This is a genomic window from Chitinispirillales bacterium (assembly GCA_031254455.1).
Lineage (GTDB): Bacteria > Fibrobacterota > Chitinivibrionia > Chitinivibrionales > Chitinivibrionaceae > WRFX01.
Genome location: JAIRUI010000017.1, coordinates 1 through 22,901 on the forward strand (window position 1 = coordinate 1; position 22,901 = coordinate 22,901).

Annotated in this window: 18 protein-coding genes and 5 tRNA genes; 1 reads left to right on the forward strand and 22 read right to left on the reverse strand. The window is 40.2% G+C overall.

Annotation, left to right across the window (positions count from 1 at the left end; genetic code table 11):
* Nucleotides 1-312: 312 nt before the first annotated feature.
* Complete coding sequence (dnaE, locus tag LBH98_01045; protein ID MDR0303347.1) at nucleotides 313-4,113, forward strand: DNA polymerase III subunit alpha; 3,801 nt, start codon at nucleotides 313-315, stop codon at nucleotides 4,111-4,113.
* Between the two features lie 9 nt (nucleotides 4,114-4,122).
* Here the strand turns inward: dnaE and LBH98_01050 are convergent, their stop codons facing one another.
* The 22 genes from LBH98_01050 to LBH98_01155 all read right to left on the reverse strand — a co-directional run bounded on the left by LBH98_01050 (nucleotide 4,123) and on the right by LBH98_01155 (nucleotide 22,899).
* Nucleotides 4,123-4,986: an ABC transporter permease gene (locus tag LBH98_01050; protein ID MDR0303348.1), complete on the reverse strand. Its 864-nt coding sequence runs from the start codon at nucleotides 4,984-4,986 to the stop codon at nucleotides 4,123-4,125.
* 7 nt (nucleotides 4,987-4,993) lie between these two features.
* Entirely contained in the window at nucleotides 4,994-6,676 is a 1,683-nt protein-coding gene (locus LBH98_01055; protein ID MDR0303349.1) for an ABC transporter substrate-binding protein, read from the reverse strand.
* A 119-nt stretch (nucleotides 6,677-6,795) separates the two neighbouring features.
* Complete coding sequence (rpsG, locus tag LBH98_01060; protein MDR0303350.1) at nucleotides 6,796-7,266, reverse strand: 30S ribosomal protein S7; 471 nt, start codon at nucleotides 7,264-7,266, stop codon at nucleotides 6,796-6,798.
* A 12-nt stretch (nucleotides 7,267-7,278) separates the two neighbouring features.
* Nucleotides 7,279-7,677, reverse strand: a complete 399-nt coding sequence (gene rpsL, locus LBH98_01065) for a 30S ribosomal protein S12 (GenBank protein MDR0303351.1) — start codon at nucleotides 7,675-7,677, stop codon at nucleotides 7,279-7,281.
* A 78-nt stretch (nucleotides 7,678-7,755) separates the two neighbouring features.
* Nucleotides 7,756-11,961 (reverse strand): DNA-directed RNA polymerase subunit beta', encoded by a 4,206-nt coding sequence (rpoC, locus tag LBH98_01070; protein MDR0303352.1) that lies wholly within the window; start codon nucleotides 11,959-11,961, stop codon nucleotides 7,756-7,758.
* Between the two features lie 12 nt (nucleotides 11,962-11,973).
* Nucleotides 11,974-15,777: a DNA-directed RNA polymerase subunit beta gene (gene rpoB / locus LBH98_01075; protein MDR0303353.1), complete on the reverse strand. Its 3,804-nt coding sequence runs from the start codon at nucleotides 15,775-15,777 to the stop codon at nucleotides 11,974-11,976.
* A 141-nt stretch (nucleotides 15,778-15,918) separates the two neighbouring features.
* A complete protein-coding gene (gene rplL, locus LBH98_01080) occupies nucleotides 15,919-16,305 on the reverse strand; it encodes a 50S ribosomal protein L7/L12 (GenBank protein ID MDR0303354.1) in 387 nt (128 codons plus the stop codon).
* 30 nt (nucleotides 16,306-16,335) lie between these two features.
* A complete protein-coding gene (gene rplJ / locus LBH98_01085) occupies nucleotides 16,336-16,863 on the reverse strand; it encodes a 50S ribosomal protein L10 (protein MDR0303355.1) in 528 nt (175 codons plus the stop codon).
* Nucleotides 16,864-16,880: 17 nt separating this feature from the next.
* Nucleotides 16,881-17,570 (reverse strand): 50S ribosomal protein L1, encoded by a 690-nt coding sequence (rplA, locus tag LBH98_01090; protein ID MDR0303356.1) that lies wholly within the window; start codon nucleotides 17,568-17,570, stop codon nucleotides 16,881-16,883.
* Nucleotides 17,571-17,591: 21 nt separating this feature from the next.
* Nucleotides 17,592-18,014, reverse strand: coding sequence for a 50S ribosomal protein L11 (gene rplK / locus LBH98_01095; protein MDR0303357.1), 423 nt, complete (start codon nucleotides 18,012-18,014; stop codon nucleotides 17,592-17,594).
* Between the two features lie 35 nt (nucleotides 18,015-18,049).
* On the reverse strand, nucleotides 18,050-18,622 hold the full coding sequence (gene nusG / locus LBH98_01100; GenBank protein MDR0303358.1) for a transcription termination/antitermination protein NusG: 573 nt from the start codon (nucleotides 18,620-18,622) through the stop codon (nucleotides 18,050-18,052).
* Between the two features lie 30 nt (nucleotides 18,623-18,652).
* The gene (secE, locus tag LBH98_01105; GenBank protein MDR0303359.1) at nucleotides 18,653-18,832 is read right to left on the reverse strand and encodes a preprotein translocase subunit SecE; all 180 of its coding nucleotides are present in this window, start codon (nucleotides 18,830-18,832) and stop codon (nucleotides 18,653-18,655) included.
* A 31-nt stretch (nucleotides 18,833-18,863) separates the two neighbouring features.
* Nucleotides 18,864-18,936 (reverse strand) — tRNA-Trp (locus LBH98_01110).
* Between the two features lie 9 nt (nucleotides 18,937-18,945).
* Complete coding sequence (gene rpmG, locus LBH98_01115; GenBank protein MDR0303360.1) at nucleotides 18,946-19,098, reverse strand: 50S ribosomal protein L33; 153 nt, start codon at nucleotides 19,096-19,098, stop codon at nucleotides 18,946-18,948.
* A gap of 66 nt (nucleotides 19,099-19,164) precedes the next feature.
* Nucleotides 19,165-19,236, reverse strand: a tRNA-Thr gene (locus tag LBH98_01120).
* A 5-nt stretch (nucleotides 19,237-19,241) separates the two neighbouring features.
* A tRNA-Gly gene (locus tag LBH98_01125) sits at nucleotides 19,242-19,317 on the reverse strand.
* Between the two features lie 4 nt (nucleotides 19,318-19,321).
* A tRNA-Tyr gene (locus tag LBH98_01130) sits at nucleotides 19,322-19,407 on the reverse strand.
* Between the two features lie 23 nt (nucleotides 19,408-19,430).
* A tRNA-Thr gene (locus LBH98_01135) sits at nucleotides 19,431-19,503 on the reverse strand.
* Between the two features lie 82 nt (nucleotides 19,504-19,585).
* Entirely contained in the window at nucleotides 19,586-20,191 is a 606-nt protein-coding gene (locus LBH98_01140) for an ATP-dependent Clp protease proteolytic subunit (protein MDR0303361.1), read from the reverse strand.
* Nucleotides 20,192-20,385: 194 nt separating this feature from the next.
* Complete coding sequence (locus LBH98_01145) at nucleotides 20,386-20,553, reverse strand: hypothetical protein (protein ID MDR0303362.1); 168 nt, start codon at nucleotides 20,551-20,553, stop codon at nucleotides 20,386-20,388.
* A gap of 370 nt (nucleotides 20,554-20,923) precedes the next feature.
* Complete coding sequence (locus tag LBH98_01150) at nucleotides 20,924-22,207, reverse strand: O-acetylhomoserine aminocarboxypropyltransferase/cysteine synthase (GenBank protein MDR0303363.1); 1,284 nt, start codon at nucleotides 22,205-22,207, stop codon at nucleotides 20,924-20,926.
* A 170-nt stretch (nucleotides 22,208-22,377) separates the two neighbouring features.
* Nucleotides 22,378-22,899: a DUF4416 family protein gene (locus LBH98_01155; GenBank protein MDR0303364.1), complete on the reverse strand. Its 522-nt coding sequence runs from the start codon at nucleotides 22,897-22,899 to the stop codon at nucleotides 22,378-22,380.
* Nucleotides 22,900-22,901 lie beyond the last annotated feature (2 nt).

Here is a 22,901-nt window from a genome sequence, read left to right on the forward strand (position 1 = left end):
GTTTATTGAACACTATGCCGGATTTTACTGTGTTACAACTTCCACAATGTCTGCAATTCATAACTCACCTCACAAAAAAACAATACAAATATAATAAAAGGTATAATCAATTAGCAAGCCCGCTATACAAGGAAAAATTTGAAAGAGTCAAAAATAAAACCCGACGCTTAATTTATCAAGCGGCAAATTTATTTGGATATTACTTTTATCGGTAACATGTCGTCCTTGCTCGCCGCAATTTAGTATATTCGGACAAGATTAAAAAATTGAAACTTAAAAAGATTTACAGGATAACCTGTAGGAAACGAAAAAATGACGCCTGATTTAACAAAATTCGCCCATCTGCATACACATACTGAATACAGTTTTTTGGACGGAATGATAAAAACAAAAGATTTGGTAAAAAAAACAAAAGAACAGGGTTTGGAATATACGGCGATTACCGACCACGGCGGACTTTTCGGTGCAATGGAATTTCACAACGCCTGCGGTAAAGACATCGCGCCGATAATAGGGTTTGAGGCGTATATAATTTCGGGAAGCAGGTTTGAAAAAAGACAGGAAGCGTCATCCGGCAACGATGTCGAAGAAAGAGGCAGAAATCATTTGATTTTGCTCGCCGAAACGCAGGAAGGCTGGAAAAACTTAATGTATCTTTCCAGCATAGGATATACCGAAGGATTTTATAAAAAACCGCGAATAGATATGGACATTTTGCGAGAGCGTTCAAAAGGGCTTATAGGTACGAGCGCGTGTATCGCCGGAATGATTCCATCGGCGTTTTTAAACAGAAAGAGCGATGAAGAGAATTTTATCCAGGCGGAAAAAATTTTAGACGAATACTTGAAGATTTTCGGCGAAAATAATTTCTTTTTAGAATTGCAGGACCACGGGCTTAACGAGGAAAAAACAGCCTATCCGAAAGTTATAGAATTGGGAAAGAAAAAAGGCGTGCCGTTTATCGTAGCCAACGACGCACATTATTTAGACAAACAAGATTCGGAAGCGCACGAGGTTTTGCTCGCTTTACAAACGCAAAAAAAACTGAGCGACCCTAACAGATATAAGTTCAGCGCCGACCAGTTTTATTTGAAAACGCCGGAAGAGATGGCAAAATTATTTCCCGAAATCCCCGAAGCGTTTTCCAACACTTACGAAATCGCAAAACGCTGCGGTGAAAAAATTAAACTTAAAAGCGACCCGCAAATGCCAAGTCCCGGCGTGCCGAAATTTGAATTTCCCGAAGAAAAACACAAGGATGTTATAGAAAAAATAAACGGATGGATTGAAGCCGATAAGATGAAAGACGGCTTTTGGGCAAAAAAAACAGGCGAAAACAAAGAACGCACTAAAGAATTTTTAGTCGCTCTTGAAGAAGCGGAATATTTGACGCAAATCGCATACGAAGGCGCAAGACAAATTTACGGCGAACCGCTTCAGGACGGCGTCGTCGAGCGTTTGGAATACGAATTGGACACTATAATAAAGATGGGCTTTCAGGGATATTATTTGATTGTACGCGATTTTTTGAAAAAAGCCGACGAATTGGAGATTTTCAGAGGCGTAAGAGGTTCTGCAGCCGGCTCGCTTGTGTGTTATTGCACGGAAATAAGCAGTGTCGACCCGTTAAGATTCGGACTGTTTTTTGAGAGATTTTTGAATCCCGAAAGAATATCGCTGCCGGATGTGGATTCGGATTTCGCAGAAGATAGACGCCAGGACATCATAAATTATTGCCGCGAAAAATACGGCAAAGAAAATTTTTGCCAGATAATAAATTTCGGCACGATGAAAGCGAAAATGGCGGTAAAAGACGTAGCAAGAACGCTTGAAATTCCGCTTAACGAGGCAAACGAATTGGCAAAAATGGTCGGCGAAGGGTTGAAATCGGCGGAAGTTATAGAAAGCGAGAAAGAACGCAAAGATAAAAGTTATGAACGGGTAAAAAAAGAAGAATTATTTATAAAACATGCGATTGAAGCGAATGCGGAGTTAAAAAAAAAGATTGATGAAAATCCGTCTTACAAAAATTTATTCAAATACGCACAAAAATTTGAAGGTTTGGTCAGACAGCCCGGAGTTCATGCGGCTGGCGTGGTTATCGCTCCCGGCGACGTAAGAAATTGGACGCCGGTTTCAAAACAAGCCGGCGACGATAAGCCGATCGTTTCGCAGTTTGATATGGACTATATCGAAAAATCGGGAATGATAAAGATGGATATTCTCGGTTTGCGCACGTTCACTCTCTTGAAAGACGCGATAGAATTAATAAAAATAAATCATAAAAAATCCATAGACATGTGGAAAGACATTCCGGAAAACGACGAACTGACTTACAAAGAAATTTTTCAAAAAGGAAACACCGCAGAAATATTTCAATTTGAATCGCCTGGTATGCGAAAATATCTTAAACAACTTAAGGCGAACAGTTTGGAAGACTTAACGGCGATGACGGCGATGTATCGCCCAGGTCCTATGGATAGCATAGAAACGCTAATCGAAACAAAACACGGAAGGCGAAAAACTTCTTATGCGCATCCAAAACTTGCCACAATTCTTGACGTAACATACGGATTTATAGTTTATCAGGAACAAGTTATGAGCATCGCCAGAGAAATCGGCGGTTTTTCTATGGGACAGGCGGACGAACTGCGAAAAGCTATGGGAAAAAAAATAAAGGCGAAAATGGACGAAATGAATCCGAAATTTATAGAAGGAGCGAAAAAACAAAACATTTCCGAAAATACGGCGGAAGCGATTTGGGCGCACATGGAAAAATTCGCTTCCTACGGATTCAACAAAGCGCACGCCTGCGTATATGCCCATATTTCTTATTACAGCGCCTATCTGAAAGCGCACTATCCGATGGAATATATGGCGGCGGTAATTACTTCACACATGGGAAAAAACGAGAAGTTTGCCGCGGCGCGAAACGAAGCGCAGCGTATGGGAATAAATATTCTGCCGCCAAACATCAATATTTCACTAAAAATTTGTGTAATTCAAGGAAAAGACATCGTCGTCGGATTTAATGCGGTAAAAGGCGTAGGTCAAAAAGCGGCGGACAATATTGTTTTATGCCGAAACGAACTCAAGAGGAATTTTGAGAATATTTTCGACTTTTGCGCCAACGTCGATTTAAGCGTCGTAAATAAAAAAGCGCTGGAATCGCTGATTTATTCGGGTGCGTTTGATTGTTGCGGTTCAGCGCGTTCGCAGAATTTCGAGGCAGTCGAAGAGGCGATTTTATATGGAAAAAAAATTCGCGAAGAGAAAGAAAGCAATCAAATCTCAATTTTCTGTGAAACAGGCGAAAAAATAGGCGTTCCAAAACTTCCGAATGTAATCGAATGGAATATGGACGATAAACTTCAAAGAGAAAAAGACGCTCTCGGATTTTATGCAAGCGGCTCGCCGTTAGACAAATACAAATATGAAATAGACGGAATTACGACATTTAAATTAGATTCCGAAGAAGACGGCGATACGGAAAATTCGGATTCTTCTAAAGTATATTCTTCAAATTTGATGAACAAAAACGGCACAATTCAAACGGTTGCCGGAATAGTTGTAAGTAAAAAAGAACTTTCTTCAAAAAAGGACGGACGAATTTTTGCGTTTATTACAATAGAAAATATTTTCGGAACAAAATTTGAGATTACGGTTTGGTCGGATAAATATGAGATTTATTCTAACGTTTTGAACGAAGGAAATATAATCGCGGTAAAGGGAAAATTAAAAGTTGAAATTGAGAATACAAGAGACGACGACTCAAAAGAAGAAGACGATGCCGAAAACGACGAGTATAAGGTAAGCGTGATAGCCGAAAAAATTATTCACATAAACGAGGTAAGAAAATATCTAAAAGAGGTTCATGCCGAATTGTCAATAGATAGCCTGAACGAAAAAGAGATAGAAGAAATGATGAATTGCTGTAACGAACAAAATGGCGATTGTAGTTTGTTTTTTCATATTGTTTCGGAAAACGACAGAGAGCTGAAAATAAAAAGCCAAAACATAAAAGTAAATAATTCAAATGAATTCTTAAAAAAATTAACGGATCTTCCTTCAGTAATTTCAGTTAGATTAAAACAGATAAAAACGTTTTCTTAAAAATGTTAATCAGTTCACTTTGGGAACTATATTTATAAATTTTCTTACGGCAAAGAAACTTCCTAAAAATCCGAGAATTGCGCCGAAAAGTACAATCGCCGCCATAAACTGCATATTTCCCCAATAAAAATTAAGATTTACGGCAAGAATTTTGATAGGAACGACTGCGGCAAGCGCAATCAAAGCTCCTAACGTTCCTTGAGCGATGCCTTCAAGCACAAACGGAGTTCGAATATACCACCCGCTTGCACCTATGTAAAGCATATTTTTTATCATGTCTTTTCGAGCATAAACCGTTAATTTTATAGTATTCATTATCGTAAAAAACACTACCGAAATCATAACTATTGAAAATATAATTATACCGCGCGAAATCAATAAACGAAAATTTTCCAATTTTTTCTGCCACTCGTTTGAATAAACAAGCGATTCGACACCGTCAAACTTTTCTATCTCTTTAGATATCAAATCAATCTTATCTTTCGGATAATCATTTGAAAATCTAAATTCCAAAACCGCGGGGAACGGGTTTTCATCGACTGCGCTCAACATCTCGCTACCGTAAAGCGAACGGAAAATATTATATGATTCGTCACGTGAAATAAAATTGATTTTTTGCGCATTTACAATATATATTATATCTTGAGCCAATGAATTTTCTTGCTCTTGGGAAAGATTAATATCCAAATAAACCGACATTTGCGGCTGATTTTCGTTGTCGTTTACCCATATACGAATATTAAACATCAACAACGACAAACAAATCAAAAAAAACAGAAGAATGCCTATCGTTATAACCGAAACAGACGTTACTAATTTTGAACGATAAAGATTTCGGCACATTTCGCCCAAAAAATAAATAAACATATTCATTGCAAATTTATTTTACCCTAATCATCTTTTGTCCGCTGATTTTTATAACCACCGCACCGGTATTTACCCCGTCCAACGAATCAAACGAAATCTCAGAAGATAATCCATTATATCCGCTTATATGAGAAAGATTTTTTAACAATTCATCAAAAGAACCGCCGCTTTGCGAGTAAGCCTTCAACATTAAAGACAATGCATCGGCAACGAGCGGAACAACCAACGGATTCGGCTCTACACCATATTTGTTTTTATAGTTTCCAACAAATTTTCTAAACGCTTCGGATTCATTATCAACCTTATGAGCGGTTGAGAAACAAACATTTTGAACGGTAGATTTCCCATCAATTATGACTTTAGGATTATCCCATACGCTTGCGCCTAATATCTGCCCGCTTATTTTGTGAAACGGAATCTGCGCCGCCAATTGCACAGCGTTTTCCGGAGTGGAAACCGGTAAAAATATTCCGCCGACAACGATAGTAGTGTCTGAAAAATACCGTGTTTTCTCATCGCTTACAGAAATCCCGTATTTTGAATTTGCGTAATGTTCGCGCATAGCATAAAACTGTTTTCTATGGTCGGAGGCTGTAGGTGAAAAATACTCCGTAAATTCAACATTACCGCCAAGTTCTTTTACTCTAAGAGTAAAATAATTTGTCATCATATTTCCATACTCATTTAGCGGAGCAAGGATAGTAAATTCATTTATTTTTAAATCCTCTACCGCATAATTTGCAATTTTTTCCGCCAACACTCTTGTAGTTAAATTTATTTGGAAAATATTTCTTCCAAGCATTGCAATCCCATCGTCGGTAGCCGTAGGAGTTATCATAATACAATCATTGGGATACTCCGACAAAATCGCCGACGCTACCGTCGCCGTATTACTCATAATCGGACCGATTACCATAGAAACTTTATCTTTAATCAATTCCCGAGTTTTTAGCGCCGTCTTGACGGCATTTCCCTCCGTGTCGTAAATTTTTAAAACAAATTTTTCTCCGGAAACGGCTTCGTTTTCATCCAAAATCATATTAACGGTATTAACCGCCGCCTCACCCAATTGCGCAAATTCCCCGGTCAACGGTACAAGCAGGCCTATTGTCCTATCGACAAATTTACCGCTTCCCTTTGAAACCGCTTTTTTTTCTTCCTGCACACTAACGCCAACACCAAGACGAGAGCGTAATATATTTACGGTTTCTGCGCTTATGTCATATTGCAACGCCTTATTTCTATCTTCAGAAGAAATATATTTTCCGGCAATATCTTCAATAAGATTACGAATAGATTTCTCGGTATATTTATCGCGCGAACCTATTTTTATTCCTTCGTCAAGAGCGATAAGGGATTGTAAAAAATTCCCAAGATTTGCCTGCGCGACTCCCCACAAATAATAAACTCGAACCACTTGTTTGCTCGTTGGATATTTAGCAATATAAGACGCCGATAATTTTGAAATTTGGTCGTAATTCCGCTGAAAAGTTAACGCTTCAATATAAATCGGTTCCAAAAGTTCAAATAATTGGTTATCCGCGTTTACCGTTTCGCGAAGTGATTTATAAATTCCCACAACGCTTACGTAATCCTTTGCAGCAAGCGCTTTCCGCGCATTTTTCACGGCGCTGTCGTTTGAATCGCCGAAACTACAAAAAACGGAACAAAACAAGAACAATAATATTTTTTTCATTGTAAATTCCTCAAAATGTAAGCCACCGAAGTCAAAATACTTTTTTTATACCGCAATTTGCAATAAAAAAAATGAGCAGTTCTAAAACTACTCATTTTCAATAATTCAAAAAAACAAAATTACCATCTGTAATGTGCAAATGCTTTATTGGCTTCCGCCATTTTATGGACTTCGGTTTTCTTTTTAACAGCTCCGCCTTCCCCGTTTGACGCCTGAACAAGTTCTGCCCCAAGCCGATCAACCATAGAATGTTCATTACGTTTAAGTGCGCTTTCAATAATCCATCGAATAGCCAAAGCGTTTCCACGCACCCCGTCAACTTCCATGGGAACTTGATAATTCGCACCGCCAACGCGACGACTTTTAACTTCAAGTACCGGACGTACATTATCCAACGCTTTTTTGAATGCAGACATTTGGTCTAAACCGGTTTTCTCCGCAGCATAATCAAGCGCCGTATAAAATATTTTCTCGGCAAGCCTTCTTTTTCCGCACAACATAACGCAATTAATGAATTTTGTCGCCAATACGCTATTGTATTTGTAATCTCCGACAACGGCTATTTTTTCCGCTCTTCTTCTACGAGACATTTATTAAACTCCTTATTTCTTTTTCTTTGTAGCCGCAGCCGTACTCTTCTTACCGGCGCCGTATTTTGAACGCCCTTGTTTTCTATCCGCAACCCCTTGAGTATCCAAAGTTCCGCGAATGATATGATAACGTACACCTGGCACGTCTTTAACACGACCGCCCCTAACAAGAACTATAGAGTGTTCTTGAAGGTTATGCCCTTCTCCAGGAATATAAGCGTTAACTTCCATTTGATTAGACAAACGAACTCTGGCGACTTTTCTTAAAGCCGAGTTCGGTTTTTTAGGAGTTGTAGTAAACACACGAGTACAAACTCCTCTTTTCTGTGGGCATTGGTCAAGAGCAACAGTCTTACTTCTAGTTTTAACCTGCTTTCGTCCTTTACGAACCAACTGATTAATAGTAGGCAAAAAAAACCTCCTCAAAATTAAAAAATCTTTGCAAAAATACTCTATTGCAAATACAAATTGCAATGATTTTATTTCAATTTATACAATTTCTCCAAATAATTTATCGTCTTCATTAGACAATTCCGATTCCAAATCTCCGAAACCGTCCGAATAACCGCCGATTTCAATATCGCGAACCTGTAAATTCCTCAACTCTACACTTCCGGTTCCCGCCGGAATAATATTACCCATTATAATATTTTCTTTGAGCCCTTGCAAACAATCGACTTTCGCTTCCATAGCCGCGTGAGAAAGCACTTTTGTAGTATCTTGGAAAGATGCAGCCGATAGGAACGATTCTGTCCTAAGCGATGCCTTTGTAAGTCCTAAAAGCAATGCGCGAGTACGGGGCAGTTCTTTCCCTTCGCTGCGCAGCCTTTCAATTTCCAAACGCATCTCTCTTTTATCGACCTGGTCTCCTTCAAGATATTTTGAATCGCATTGTTCCTCAACTTCAACTTTGCCCAACATCTGCGATATTATTACTTCTACGTGCTTATCGTCAATTGCAACCCCTTGCAAACGATAAACAGATTGAATTTCGTTAATAAGATACTTTTGAACTTCATGCTCGCCAAGCACTCTCAGTATTTCATGCGGATCCATTGAACCTTCGCATAATCTATCGCCGACATGAACCCTGTCACCGTCATAAACACGCAAATGTTTTCTCACGGGAATAGAATATTCAACGGTATCGCCGTCTTCCGTATGAACTAAAATTTTACGGTTACCGCGCTCAATATCCGGTTCTCTCAATTCTATTCCGTTGCCGCCTTTAACAATATGCCCCTTTTCGTCTTTAACAGGACGCATTTTGAACTCGACAATGCCGGCTACTTCGGAAATAATAGTTGGGTCTTTAGGCTTTCTCGCCTCAAAAAGTTCCGCAACCCTCGGAAGTCCGCCCGTAATATCTTTTGACTTCCCGCTCTCTCTGGGGATTTTGTAAAGAATATCGCCAACGGTGACTTTACTGCCTATCGCCACCTGCAGCAAAGCGCCCACAGGAAGCGCAATATTTAACGACGCAGAACCATCTTCGGGAACAATCCGCAAATGCGGATGACGTTTATGCGCCTTATCTTCGACAATAACTCTTTCCGTCATTCTTGTAAGTTCGTCAAACGCCTCTTTAAGGGTTATGCCTTCTTTAATATCAACACCTTCAATAGTTCCGGTTTTTGTAGCAAGGATAACCGCGTTATAAGAATCCCATGATAAAAGTTTATCGCCTTTTTTAACGCTCTTACCGTTTTCCACATATAAAATAGAACCGTGAGGAACTTCATAATCTTTTCGGCTGCCGCCGTTGTTTGCCGATAAGATAATCGTTGCATTTCGAGAAATAACAACATTACCTGAACTGTGAGAAACCGCTTCAACGTCTTGAAACTCAATTTTTCCGTCAAAATTTGCAATTTCTTCAGATTTTGAGGCTAAACGAGAAGCCGCGCCGCCCGTATGGAAAGTTCTCAAAGTAAGCTGCGTCCCCGGTTCTCCTATCGACTGAGCCGCCATAATTCCAACCGCTTCGCCTATATCAACCAACCTCTGAGTAGCCAAATTTTTACCGTAACATCTTGCGCACAAACCAAAATCCGACTCACAAGTAAGAACAGAACGAACTTTTACCGAATCAAGTCCTGACTTTTCTATTTGTTCCGCAGCGATATCGGAAATCATTTCGTTTTTCTTGACAAAAATATTTCCGTTTTTCGGATCTATAATATCACTCAACGCAACTCTTCCTGCGATTCTTGACGCAAGCGATTCAATTATGGTTTCATCTTCAATAAGCGCCGTAATGTTAACGCCTCTCACTGTTCCGCAATCTTGTTGAGATACGACCATATCCTGAACAACATCAACCAAACGCCGCGTCAAATAACCGGCATCAGCTGTTTTAAGAGCCGTATCGGCAAGCCCTTTTCTTGCTCCGTGCGTCGAAATGAAATATTCAAGTCCCGTAAGTCCGTCTTTAAAGTTGGATAAAATCGGATTTTCGATAATTTCGCCGACACTGCCGGTTAAGTTTTTCTGCGGTCTCTGCATAAGTCCGCGCATACCCGCTAACTGCTTAATCTGGTCTTTACTGCCTCGCGCTTTTGCGTCAATCATCATGTAAACCGGATTAAAGCCATTTCTATCTTGTTGTAATTTTTCAAAAAGCACGTTTGAAATACTTTCCGTAGCGTGAGTCCAAATATCCACAATTTTATTGTATCGTTCACCTTCGGTTATGACGCCTCGCTGATATTGTTTGCGGATCTTTTTGGATTCCTCCGACGCTTTTTCAATAATCTCTTGCCGCTCGTCCGGCACAACCAAGTCTTCAATTCCGAAAGTAGTCCCGGAAATCGTCGCATACTTATAGCCCAAATCTTTAACGTTATCAAGGAAAATCGTTGTTTCTTTCGCTCCGCAAGTTTTCATTATTTTCCCTACAAGTTTTTCAATCGTACTTTTTTTCATCGTTTCATTCTGGAAACCGATAGATTCAGGAATCGCTTGATTGAAAATTATTCGTCCCGGAGTTGTTTCAATAATTCTTGGTTGTCCTTCCAAACGCCATTTCTCGGGAATAACATAACGAATTATAGAATGAAGTTCAATCTCTTTACCTGCAAGAGCATACTGTAATTCATCAATAGAATCAAATATTCTCAATTCGTCTTTTCCTGCAAGCCCTTTCAACAACGTCTTTTTCTCTCTATTTTCTTTGGTAAGATAATAAATTCCCAAAACCATATCCTGTGACGGAACCATAACAGGATCCCCGCTTGACGGACGCAATATATTATTCGCTGAAAGCATAAGAAGCCGCGCTTCTACAATAGACTCGGGCGAAAGCGGTACATGCACCGCCATTTGGTCGCCGTCAAAATCAGCATTAAACGCCGTACAAACAAGAGGATGCAGACGAATCGCCTTACCTTCGACCAAAATCGGGAAAAACGCTTGAATACCAAGTCTGTGAAGCGTGGGCGCACGATTAAGCAAAACCGGATGATCTTTTATAACCTCTTCCAAAATATCCCAAACTTCAGTTCTTTCTTTTTCTACAAATTTTTTTGCGCCTTTAATAGTCTGGACATGTTCTCTCTCTTGCAAAACTTTAAAAACAAACGGCTTAAAAAGTTCTAACGCCATCGGCTTGGGAAGTCCGCATTGATAAATTTTAAGTTCAGGCCCCACTACAATAACCGAACGTCCGGAATAATCCACTCTTTTCCCGAGAAGATTCATACGGAAACGTCCTTGCTTGCCTTTGAGTAAATCCGTAAGCGACTTAAGAGGTCTTTTACCTTCCATCGCTTTTCTACCGTTTTTACTGTTATCAAACAATGTATCCACCGACTCCTGCAGCATTCTTTTTTCGTTGCGCAAAATAACTTCCGGCGCCGAAATCTCTTTCATTTTTTTGAGACGGTTATTACGATTTATAACCCTGCGATACAAATCGTTCAAATCCGAAGTAGCAAACCTTCCGCCTTCAAGCGGGACAAGAGGCCGTAAATCCGGCGGTAAAACAGGCAATGCCTGCAAAACCATATCCTGTGGATTATTGCCGGAATTGCAAAAGTCTTTTACGACTTTCAAACGTTTGAGCAAATCCGCTTTATTCTGTTTTGAGGTCGTATTTTTCACCAAATTATACAAATGATCCCGCAAATCTTCCAAATCGACTTTGGAAAGCAAATCAAAAATCGCATCGCCGCCCATTTTAGCGACAAATTTTTTACCTTCGCTTTCATACTTATCGAAAGTTGCATCGTCAATAAGCGTATTTTCAATTAAATCGGTATCACCTTTGTCTATAACGATATAATTTTCATAGTACGTTATTTTATCGACTTCGTTATTTTTAAGCCCGAGAATTTGCGCAACAAACCCGCTTTTAGAATACCATTCATGAACAACAGGCACTCCCAATTCAATATGACCCATTCTTTCTCTACGAACTTTTGAATCGGTAACTTCGACTCCGCAACGGTCACATACTATACCTTTATATCGTACACGTTTGTATTTGCCGCAATTACATTCCCAACTGCGGACCGGTCCAAATATCTTTTCGCAAAAAAGCCCGTCTTTTTCCGGCTTATAAGAGCGATAGTTTATAGTTTCCGGTTTTGTAACCTCTCCGTGCGACCAATCGCGAATTTTTTCCGGCGACGCAATAGAAATCCCAACATTGTGGATTTCCGTTTCCTTTGTGTGTTTAGTGTAATTTCCGTTCACAAGTAAACTCCATTATATCAAATTAGTTTCAACATTTATTGCCAGCGCTTTCATTTCACGAATCAAAACATTAAATGATTCGGGAGTTCCCGGCTCCGGCGTATTATCCCCTTTAACTATAGCTTCATAAACTTTGGAACGACCAGCAGTATCATCGGACTTAACGGTCAAGACATCCTGTAAAGTATATGCCGCGCCATACGCTTCCAACGCCCAAACTTCCATTTCTCCGAAACGCTGACCGCCCGCCTGAGATTTTCCGCCCAACGGTTGCTGCGTAACTAAAGAATACGGTCCTATTGAACGAGCGTGCATTTTATCGTCAACCAAATGGCAAAGTTTAAGCATGTAAACCGGCCCTACTGTCACAGGATTATCAAAAAATTCACCGGTTTTACCGTCTCTCAAAAATACTTTCCCGTTACGATAATATTGTTTTTCATATTTGGCATTAAGTTTTTTCTCAACTTTTGTAACATTTTCCATAACTTCTTCGCAAGATACACCGTCAAAAACAGGCGTCGCTATTTTCTCTCCTAAATTTTCCGCAACCAATCCCATATGCGCCTCAAGAATTTGTCCGACATTCATACGGGACGGCACCCCAAGCGGGTTAAGAATAATGTCAATCGGCGTTCCATCGGGCATAAACGGCATATCCTCGCGAGCAACAACTTTAGACACGACACCTTTATTGCCGTGCCGTCCGGCCATTTTGTCGCCAACGGAAAGTTTTCTTTTTTTGGCTATATAAACTTTAACCAATTGTAAAACTCCCGGCTTCAAATCATCGCCTCGAAGAACTTTTTCAATATCTTTATCGCGCCTGTCATCAAGATAAGCAATCATATTGGCCGCTTTAAAAACGACTCTTTCGCAAAGATCTGATTTATCTTTGTCATTACAGAAACCCTTTTTCAAAGAAATTGAAGTCAAATCCAAAGAATTTAAAACATCCCGCGTCCATGTCGTTCCTTCGGCGACTAGTACTTTATCGCTGTGCGATTCCGTGATCTCCGTAGAATTACAACCGTCAAGGATCCGCGTCAAACTTTCAACAAGTTTAGTTCTTAAATTCTGTTCTTTGCGTTCTACTTCTTCATTTAATTCTCTAATCTTCGCATTATCGCGTTCTTTGGATTTCTTATCGCGTTCTTTGTGAGAATAAACCTTTGTATCAATCACAATGCCTTTAAGTCCGGTCGGCGCAACAAGAGAAGTGTCACGAAATTCTCCGGATTTTTCTCCGAAAATAGCTCGCAAAAGCCGTTCTTCCGGAGATAATTCTTTTTCACCTTTCGGAGTAATTTTGCCGACCAAGATATTACCTTCAACGACTTCAGTTCCTACTCGAACAACTCCGTTTTCGTCAAGATTCACTAATTGATTTTCACCGGCGTTGGGAATTTCACAAGTTAATTCTTCCGGACCGCGCTTAGTTTCTCTAACTTCCGTTTCAAACACAACTATATGAATTGAAGTATATACATCGTTGGCGACCAAATCTTCCGAAACGATTATTGCGTCTTCGTAGTTGTATCCGTTCCAAGGCATATACGCAACTCTAACGTTTTTACCTAAAGCCAACTCGCCGTTACTTGTTGCATGTCCGTCGGCAAGCACGTCTCCTGCTTTAACTTTTGTTCCTTCGGTAACGCATATACGTTGATTTATACAAGTATCCTGGTTTGAACGTTCAAATTTTTTAAGTTCATAAACATCAATATCATTTATTCCCAAAAGCATGTCTTCTTCATTAACTACATCTTTACGAACAACTATGGACTGTGCATCGATTTTTTCCACAACACCGTCATCTTTTGATACGACGAGACAACCTGAATCTTTAGCGGCGCGATATTCAAGCCCAGTTCCTACAATAGGCGACTCGGTCTGCAGAAGCGGAACTGCCTGACGCTGCATGTTTGAACCCATAAGAGCCCTGTTTGCGTCATCGTGTTCCAAAAAAGGAATAAGCGCGGACGAAACCGAAACCATCTGCATCGGCGATACGTCCATGAGTTGAATTTCGTCTCTTGTCACAACAGGATAATCGCTTCTGTTACGCGAAAACAAATTTTTCGCTTCTGTTATCATTCCGTTTTCTTCTATCTGCGTGTCTGCCGGAATAATGTGAGCCCCGTCTTCTTGGTCTGCGGAATAATATTTGATTTCACCCGTAAGTTTCCCCTCACTAACCACTTTATAAGGCGATTCAATAAATCCGAATTCATTAATACGCGCATAAGTAGAAAGAGATGCTATAAGTCCGATATTGGGTCCTTCCGGCGATTCAATCGGACATAAACGTCCATAATGCGTATGGTGCACATCTCGAACTTCAAATCCCGCACGGTCTCTGGAAAGTCCTCCTGGTCCTAAGGCGGAAACTCTTCGTTTGTGGGTGAGTTCCGACAGAGGATTAGTTTCGTCAAGGAACTGTGAAAGCTGCGAAGAACTAAAAAACGACTGAATAACAGTAGATACCGCTCTGGCGTTAATAACGTCATAAGGAACTATTTCTTCTTCATGGTTTTCGTTAAGTTTGTCTCTTATCGCTTTAAGCATTCTGGCAACGCCTAAACCGAAATTAACTTCCATCAACTCTCCTACCGAGCGCACTCTTCTGTTACCTAAATGGTCAATATCGTCAAGTTGTCCGTCTCCGTTTCCTATTTTGAGAAGATAACGCAACGTTTCAACAAAATCCGCAACCTGTAAAGTTCTACAGCCTACCGGAGTTTCTATTTTCAAACGTGCATCCAAACGGTAACGACCTATTTCGCCCAAATCGTAACGTTTCTCGTCAAAAAAAGTTCTCTCGACAAACGGTTTTCCTGATTCCGAAGTATATTGCTGACCGGGGCGTAATATGTCGTAAACATAAGCAAACGCTTTTTCGCCGTTATCGCCTCCCGTTGTATCTTTTTCCATAGTTTTTCTGAGAATCACCGCGGCATAGTCTTCAGAATTTTTGAGTATTTTAATTTCTTTTACGCCGGCGACATTAAAAGACTCCACATCTTCATCGGAAATAATCTTGTTCGCCTCTCCTATAATCTCGCCCGTTTCCCGATTAATAACTTTATTCGCCAACACCTTTCCCTTAAGTGTTTGGCATTCTTCCGAATCAAGATACATGGTTTCAATTTCGTTGAATAAAGAAAATATTTCTTCATCCGTTACATAGCCGAGCGCCCTCAATAAAATCGTAGCCGGAAATTTCTTTTTTCTGTCAATACTTGCCCACAAATAATTTTCTTCGTCAAGCATAAACTCAACCCAAGATCCTTTTTGCGGGATAATTCTTGCGCCTATATATTTCTTTTGCGTCCCCGTAAATTCACCTTCGTTAAACACTATACCAGGTGAACGGTGTAACTGGCTTACAATCACGCGTTCCGCTCCGTTTATCACGAAAGTTCCCCTGTCGGTCATGAGCGGGATTTCACCTATAAAAACGTTATTATTTACTTTTTCTTTAAATTCTTTTTCTTTACCGTTCTTTTCATAAACAATCAACGACAAGTCAACTTTTAACGGCGCAGCATAATTTAACCCTCGTTCTTTACATTCTTTAAGAGAATATTTGGGAACGCCGAGTTTGTATCCTTCATAAGTGAGTTCATAAATTCCTTTATTATCCGAAACCGGAAACGATTCGGAAAAAACTTTATGCAATCCCACATTTTTTCTTTTGTGATGAGGCACATTTTCTTGTAAAAATTGTTTATAAGATTTCGTTTGTATCTCCAATAAATCCGGTAATTCCAAATCTTGCAACACCTTGGAGTAATTATGTCTTTTAATATTCATTCTTTCGTAACCCTTCATTAAAAACCTTGGATCAATTATCTGCACAATAAAAATGAACAACACGAAACATCAAATTTTCGATGTATCGTGTTGTCTTTAAAAAATCAAAACCAGATCGGCATTAGCTCTTTAACCTGCCGCTTACTTAAGTTCTACTTTAGCGCCGGCATCTTCCAGTTTTTTCTTAAGGGTTTCCGCCTCCGCCTTCGAAACGCTTTCTTTTACCGGCTTCGGAGCTCCGTCAACAAGTTCTTTAGCTTCTTTCAAGCCAAGACCCGTTACTTCACGAACTACTTTAATAACTTCAATTTTCTTGTCGCCTGACGCTGCAAGAACAACGGTGAACTCATCTTTTTCCGCCGCCGCCGGAGCCGCCGCGCCGCCTGACGCCGGAGCCGCCGCAATAGCTACAGGAGCCGCCGCTTTAACATCAAATTTCTCTTCAATCGCCTTCACAAGATCCGACAATTCAACTACCGTCAACTCACCAATCGCCGCTACGATCTCATCTTTGCTCAATTTAGCCATTTTTACATTACTCCTTTTTAAATTATAAAACTACTCTTTATCTTTTTTTACACGAACAGCATCTACGGTTCTGACAAAATTTGTCAAAACGCCTGACAATGCGCCCGCCAATTTGGTCGCCGGGGCGTTAAAAGCGGAAAGAAGCATCGAAAGGAGTTCCGTTCTTGAAGGAAGGTTCGCCAATCGTTCCGCGTCTGTACTTGAAAACACAACTCCGTCCGCATACGCCATCCGTACTGCAAGCAAATTATCGTTATCTTTATTAAAATCTCTGATAATTTTTGCGGTACTCGCAATATCTTTTTTAGTTATCGCCACTCCAACAGGTCCCTTGAAAGCATCGGCAAGTCCCTTTATTCCAGACTTTTCCAACGCTTTTTTGGCAAGCGTATTTTTTACCACATAATACTTGGCATCAACGCCTTTAAGATTTTTTCTTACATTGTTAAACTTTTCAACAGTCATTCCCTGATATGAAGTTACATATAATCCCGAAGATTCGGAAAATTCTTTGTCTAACATTTCAATGACTTCTGTTTTTTCTGCTTTAGTTAACACTTCGCATTACTCCTTTATTATCGCAAATCGGACACATTTATTTTAACGCCTTGTCCCATAGTACTTGAAACATGCGCAGTATGAACATAAACACCTTTTGCAGTTGACGGTTTTAATTTGGTTAAAGCGTCCACAAGCGCCTTTATATTCAAAAAAAGTTTATCGGCGTCAAAAGACACTTTCCCGATCGAAGCGTGAATAATACCGGATTTATCGGTTCTGAATTCGACCTTACCCGCTCTAACCTCGTTTATAGCCGTAGTTAAGTTATTGGTAACGGTTCCTACCTTAGGATTAGGCATTAAGCCGCGCGGTCCCAATATTTTACCTAATTTTCCCACAACCCCCATCATATCTGGAGTTGCTATAACCGAGTCAAATTCATCCCAGCCGCCGCTTATTTTTTCTACCAGATCGTTCGCACCGACAATATCCGCACCAGCCGCTTTCGCTTCATCAGCCTTTGCGCCTTGTGCAAAAACAAGTACGCGAACAACCTTTCCCCGTCCGCCCGGCAGTACTACCGCACCTCTTACTACTTGGTCGCTCTTTTTTGGATCCACGCCCAAACCAACGGAAATATCGACCGATTCGTCAAACTTAGCCCCTGCGTTATCTTTAACAAACTGCAACGCTTCTTTCAACCCGTATTCTTTATTAACATCAAGTTTTTCGTGCGCCGCTATCCACTTTTTACTTCTTTTCATTATATAATTCTCCGTACAGTTTTATTCTACGTCCACACCCATACTGCGCGCAGTTCCCGCAACCATCTTATACGCCGACTCTTCGCAGTCACAATTCAAATCAGGCATTTTAATTTTAACAATTTTATAAATCTGCGCTTTTGCAAGCTTACCGACCTTGTCCTTATTCGGAACTTTTGAGCCGCTTTTAAGATTCAACTCCTTTTTAATGAGAATCGAAACAGGCGGTGTTTTGGTAATGAATGAAAACGATTTGTCCGCATAGACCGTAATAATAACCGGTATTATCATGCCGGCTTGATCCTGTGTTTTTGCATTATAAGCTTTACAAAATTCCATTATATTAACACCGTGCTGTCCAAGCGCCGGACCTACCGGAGGCGATGGATTCGCTTTCCCGGCTTCAAGAGCAAGCTTTATTTGCCCCACCACTTTTTTAGCCAATTTTGGTAACCCTCCTATTTAACTTTCAAAATCTTTTAAGACACCGATTCTATTTGCGAGAAATCCACTTCAACAGGCGTCGCCCTGCCGAATACCATAACATCGACAATAGCTTTACCTTTTTCAGGGTTCACTTTCTTTATTTCGCCGTTAAACCCTTTAAACGGACCTGCCGTAATTTTCACCTGGTCATCAACCATAAACGGAACTTCAGTCGCTTCCACGATACTGTCATGCATCGTTTCTCTTCCTAATATCCGCTCTATTTCGGATTCCTTGACTGTATGCGGATTTCTAACTCCGCCTACAAATCCCAAAACACCTGTTATATGCTGAACAAACGACTTGCTTTCTTCGTTAAGCGTCATTTCTACGAGCACATAACAAGGAAAATCTTTCCTGACACTGACGCTTTTCTTGCCGTTCTTTACCGAAACGACTTCCCTTTGCGGGCTCTTTACATTAATTATACTGTCCGAAAGAAGCTTGCGAATTTTTTTATCGTTCGTAAACGCTTCAAACTTAGTGTTTATGGAATTTTCAATATCCGTAGCAATCCTTGACTCTTGCCCGGAATATGTCTGTATAACGTACCAATTAGAACTCATATCTCAAATCTCCGAATTTACATTCCCGCGTTAAAGAACCAGCCCTATCACCAACTCAATTATCTTGTCTATACCCCATACCACCATTGCCATAACAACGGCAAACACAACAACTAAAACGGTCGCCGATATGACATCGTTTCGTCCTGGCCAAGATACTAATTTCATTTCCGTCGCAACACTTCTGAAATATTTAATAATTCGTTGCATAAACTTTTCCTCTCAAATTCCAGCCATAACGCAGGCGTGGTAGGACTCGAACCCACAACCAACGGTTTTGGAGACCGCTACTCTACCGATTGAGCTACACACCTATAAACTTCCTATTTCGTCTCTTTATGAAGCGTTCTTTTACGCTCACGAGGACAAAACTTCGTCTGTTCAATCCTTCCCGACTGTTTTTTCTTGTTTTTGTCGGTAGTATAATTACGTTCCTTACAAGAAGAACACTCAAGTATCACGATTTCTCTAGGCATACAATCCAACTTTCTTTATTTTAAGAAACATTTTTTGAACTTCTAATACCATTCACATCATTTACGAGCCCAAGAGCGGGATTGAACCGCCGACCTCATCCTTACCAAGGATGTGCTCCACCACTGAGCTACTTGGGCAAGAATGGAGCGGGTGATGAGACTCGAACTCACAACAACTACCTTGGAAGGGTAGGGCTCTAGCCATTGAGCTACACCCGCTAAATGGTGGGCAGAGGTGGGTTCGAACCACCGTAGGCGTACGCCAATGGATTTACAGTCCATCTCCTTTAGCCGCTCGGACATCTACCCGTCATACTCACCTAAACTACGCGAGCCGGTGGAGGGGCTCTAACCCCCGCGCTTCCGATTACAAGTCGGATGCTCTAACAGCTGAGCTACACCGGCAACGCCTAACAAACAAAAAAACAAGGTGAATATAATTTTTCGCAACTACACCTGTCAAGGGGTAAAATTAATTTCCTAAGTTTTATTTGACTACTTTAATTACATTATCGGCAAGCCCGTATTCAATCGTTTCCTGTGCGGACAAAAAATTGTCACGATCGGTATCTTTTTCTATTTTTTCTACTTTCTGTCTTGTGTGTTTCGACAAAATCGCATTCAATATTCCTTTGATACGCAACATTTCTTCCGCTTGTATCTCAATATCCGAGGCGACGCCGACCATATTTCCCATAATGAGCGGCTGGTGTATCATAACTCTCGCATTCTCCCAAATGTCGCGTTTGCCTTGCGTTCCCGCGGCAAGTAAAACGGCGCCGAAACTCGCCGCCTGTCCCATACAAATCGTACGAACATCGGATTTTGCAAACTGCATTGCGTCATATATAGCAAGTCCCGCAGAAATAGAACCGCCGGGGCTGTTTATGTAAAACGTTATATCGTTGTTATTCAAAGAATCAAAATATAAAATTTGTTGGACAACCGCTTTTGCCGTTTTATCGTTTACGTCTTCCCAAAGAAAAATCGCTCTGTCTTCAAGAAATTTTTCGGCTATTTTATTTTGTACACCGCCGGTTTTATCTTCTTTCTCTTTTTTTTCATCGTCTTCGTCTTCATTACAAAAAAACATAAACGCTCCTTTTCCGGTTCAATTGCAAAATTAATTGAGGCAAAAATAATATTTTCCAATAGACGGCGGGTAAAATTTATTTTTTATAAAGAAAACATTCACATTCACAGCCTGAAATATAATCCTGGCGACTATATACAATTCTACACAAAACATAAGCAAGTCAAAGTTTAAGTTATTTTATTAATCACAAATTAATAATCTTTATAAACAGCCGCTTCCGTTATTGTGTGAACACCTTCGTCAAGTCCGTTGATTTCGATAAATGCCGCCGCAATATTTTCATTATCTACGTTTCCATCTCTTCCTGTATTACTACAGGAACACAACACTAAAAACAAAAGCGCTAAAAACTTTTTCATTTTGGTTCTCCTTTACCACCAACTATTCGTCAGGTTTACTCGCAACCACAATCATAATTATATATAATATTCTATGGTTACGTTTTTATCGGTTAGATTGCTCCCGACAAATTCATACTGTATTCTTACCTTTTCTGTTTCAATATCAAATATTCCTTGTCTTTTCATTTCTTTATACAAAGGTGTAGATTACACTATCGTCGAATCTATATTTCCGGCTTCATATCTGTATTCAAACACATTGTCTTTTTATTTAATTATCTCATAATATTCGTCCTTATTTCTTCAGTTTGAATAATGTTAACGGATTTTAAATCCTCATAAAGTTTGCAATCTTTCGACAAAAAACAGAATACGTCCAAAAAATCTCTTATTCTAAAGCCTGCTGCAAATCGGCTATTATATCCTTAATGTTCTCAATTCCTATCGACAGACGAACGGTATTCGGCTTAATCCCCTGTTCTTTCAACTCTTCGGGCGACAATTGCGAATGCGTAGTGGTGGCAGGATGGATAACTAACGATTTTGCATCGGCGACGTTTGCCAAAAGCGAGAAAATCTGCAGTTTGTCAATAAATTTCCAAGTCTCTTCTTTGCCTCCTTTTATCTCAAAAGTAAATATCGAAGCCGCGCCGTTTGGAAAATATCTGTCGTAAAGCGGCTTGTCTTCTGAAAGCGACGGATGATTCACTTTATCGACTTTCGGATGCCTTCTCAAAAACTCAATCACCTTTTTGGTATTCTCTACGTGCCTTTCGACGCGAAGCGAAAGCGTTTCCAATCCTTGTAGCAGCAAAAATGCAGAAAACGGTGAAATTGCCGCTCCAGTATCGCGAAGCAGTATCGTTCGCGCTTTGACGATAAACGCCAGTTTCCCCGCCGCTTTTGTGAAAGAAAGCCCGTGATAACTCGAATTCGGTTCGGTAATTTCCGCAAATTTTCCGCTTCCCTCCCAGTCAAAGTTTCCGCCGTCGATTATAACACCGCCCAAAGTAGTTCCGTGCCCGCCGATAAATTTCGTTGCAGAATGCACAACAATGTTCGCTCCGTGTTCAATCGGTCGAAACAAAAACGGCGTCGCAAAGGTATTATCGACGACCAAAGGAATTTTATTTTTGTGAGCGATTTTTGCCAACATGTCAATGTCAATGACGTTTGAGTGGGGATTTCCAAACGTTTCAACAAAAACAGCCTTTGTGTTTGATAAAATCGCTTTTTCAAATTCCTCAAGTTTCGGCTCGACAAAAGTCGTTTTAATCCCGTAATCGTCAAGCGTGCGGGCGAATAAATTGTAAGTTCCGCCGTAAACGGTTTTGGCGCAAACTATGTGGTCGCCCGTTTTGGCAAGATTTAATAAAGCATAAGTTATTGCCGCCGCGCCGCTCGCAACAGCCAAAGCCGCCGCGCCGCATTCAAGAGAGGCGATTCTTTTTTCAAAGATTTCCTGCGTCGGATTATTCAATCGCGCATAAATGTTTCCCGAGTCCGTCAAATCAAAACGAGCGGCCGCGTGAGCCGCATTGCGAAATACATACGATGTCGTTTGATAAATTGGAACAGCCCGCGATTCGGTCGTCGGATCCGCCTCTTCCTGTCCGATATGAAGCTGCTTTGTTTCAAAAGCCCATCCATCTGTATTTGTTTTTTTAGCCATAATTTATATCTCCATTAAAATGCCTTTTAATAACTTGTTTCATCGTTAAAAACCTCTTTTTTCAATACACCGCCGCTTCAAAAAAAGGATACCCGTTATTTTCATATTAAACTTATAAATAAAACAAGTCCAAAATACTATTTGTTATCGATAAAGATTCAAAATTCTTTTTAAATTTTATTCGCCAAATACCTGCCGAAAATAAGTAATTCCCGCACTTGAGGCGTCAAGTAATCTTTATAAGTCCAAGAAAATCTTCGGATTTTATCATTTGCAGAGAAATGAATTGTCGTTTCTGCAAAAATTCCATTTCCGATTGCGATCCTGTGAAAATAATCTTTTGCGCTTGCAAGAACAAATTTGTCTTCGGTAATGTATCCCGGGTCAATGTTTATTTGCCGCCGCCCGTTTTTTGTAAAATTTCGCTCTATTTCGTTCGTCTTTAATTTTAATTGTGACAAAAATTCTCTTTTAATCGGATTATCGAAAACGATATAAATTTTTTTTATGTCGTCTCCCATCTCGTTTTCGTAATAATCGGTATTTTTGGAAAAATTAATTTCTTCGGTGATTTTCGCAATTTTGCCGAGTTCTTTTTTCAACGATTCAAGCGCCTCTTCCCGCAATTTTTTGTCGCAAAACATTATCGCACAAAACGCAATTACAAGAGGATATTCTTTAGCGACAGCCATAA

What these genes read in the sequence shown, in the direction of transcription:
- dnaE (MDR0303347.1), top strand. Translation starts at nt 313, where the DNA reads ATGACGCCTGATTTAACAAAATTCGCCCATCTGCATACACATACTGAA.
- LBH98_01050 (MDR0303348.1), bottom strand. Translation starts at nt 4,986, where the DNA reads ATGAATATGTTTATTTATTTTTTGGGCGAAATGTGCCGAAATCTTTAT.
- LBH98_01055 (MDR0303349.1), bottom strand. Translation starts at nt 6,676, where the DNA reads ATGAAAAAAATATTATTGTTCTTGTTTTGTTCCGTTTTTTGTAGTTTC.
- rpsG (MDR0303350.1), bottom strand. Translation starts at nt 7,266, where the DNA reads ATGTCTCGTAGAAGAAGAGCGGAAAAAATAGCCGTTGTCGGAGATTAC.
- rpoB (MDR0303353.1), bottom strand. Translation starts at nt 15,777, where the DNA reads ATGAATATTAAAAGACATAATTACTCCAAGGTGTTGCAAGATTTGGAA.
- rplL (MDR0303354.1), bottom strand. Translation starts at nt 16,305, where the DNA reads ATGGCTAAATTGAGCAAAGATGAGATCGTAGCGGCGATTGGTGAGTTG.
- rplA (MDR0303356.1), bottom strand. Translation starts at nt 17,570, where the DNA reads ATGAAAAGAAGTAAAAAGTGGATAGCGGCGCACGAAAAACTTGATGTT.
- nusG (MDR0303358.1), bottom strand. Translation starts at nt 18,622, where the DNA reads ATGAGTTCTAATTGGTACGTTATACAGACATATTCCGGGCAAGAGTCA.
- secE (MDR0303359.1), bottom strand. Translation starts at nt 18,832, where the DNA reads ATGCAACGAATTATTAAATATTTCAGAAGTGTTGCGACGGAAATGAAA.
- rpmG (MDR0303360.1), bottom strand. Translation starts at nt 19,098, where the DNA reads ATGCCTAGAGAAATCGTGATACTTGAGTGTTCTTCTTGTAAGGAACGT.
- LBH98_01140 (MDR0303361.1), bottom strand. Translation starts at nt 20,191, where the DNA reads ATGTTTTTTTGTAATGAAGACGAAGACGATGAAAAAAAAGAGAAAGAA.
- LBH98_01145 (MDR0303362.1), bottom strand. Translation starts at nt 20,553, where the DNA reads ATGAAAAAGTTTTTAGCGCTTTTGTTTTTAGTGTTGTGTTCCTGTAGT.
- LBH98_01150 (MDR0303363.1), bottom strand. Translation starts at nt 22,207, where the DNA reads ATGGCTAAAAAAACAAATACAGATGGATGGGCTTTTGAAACAAAGCAG.
- LBH98_01155 (MDR0303364.1), bottom strand. Translation starts at nt 22,899, where the DNA reads ATGGCTGTCGCTAAAGAATATCCTCTTGTAATTGCGTTTTGTGCGATA.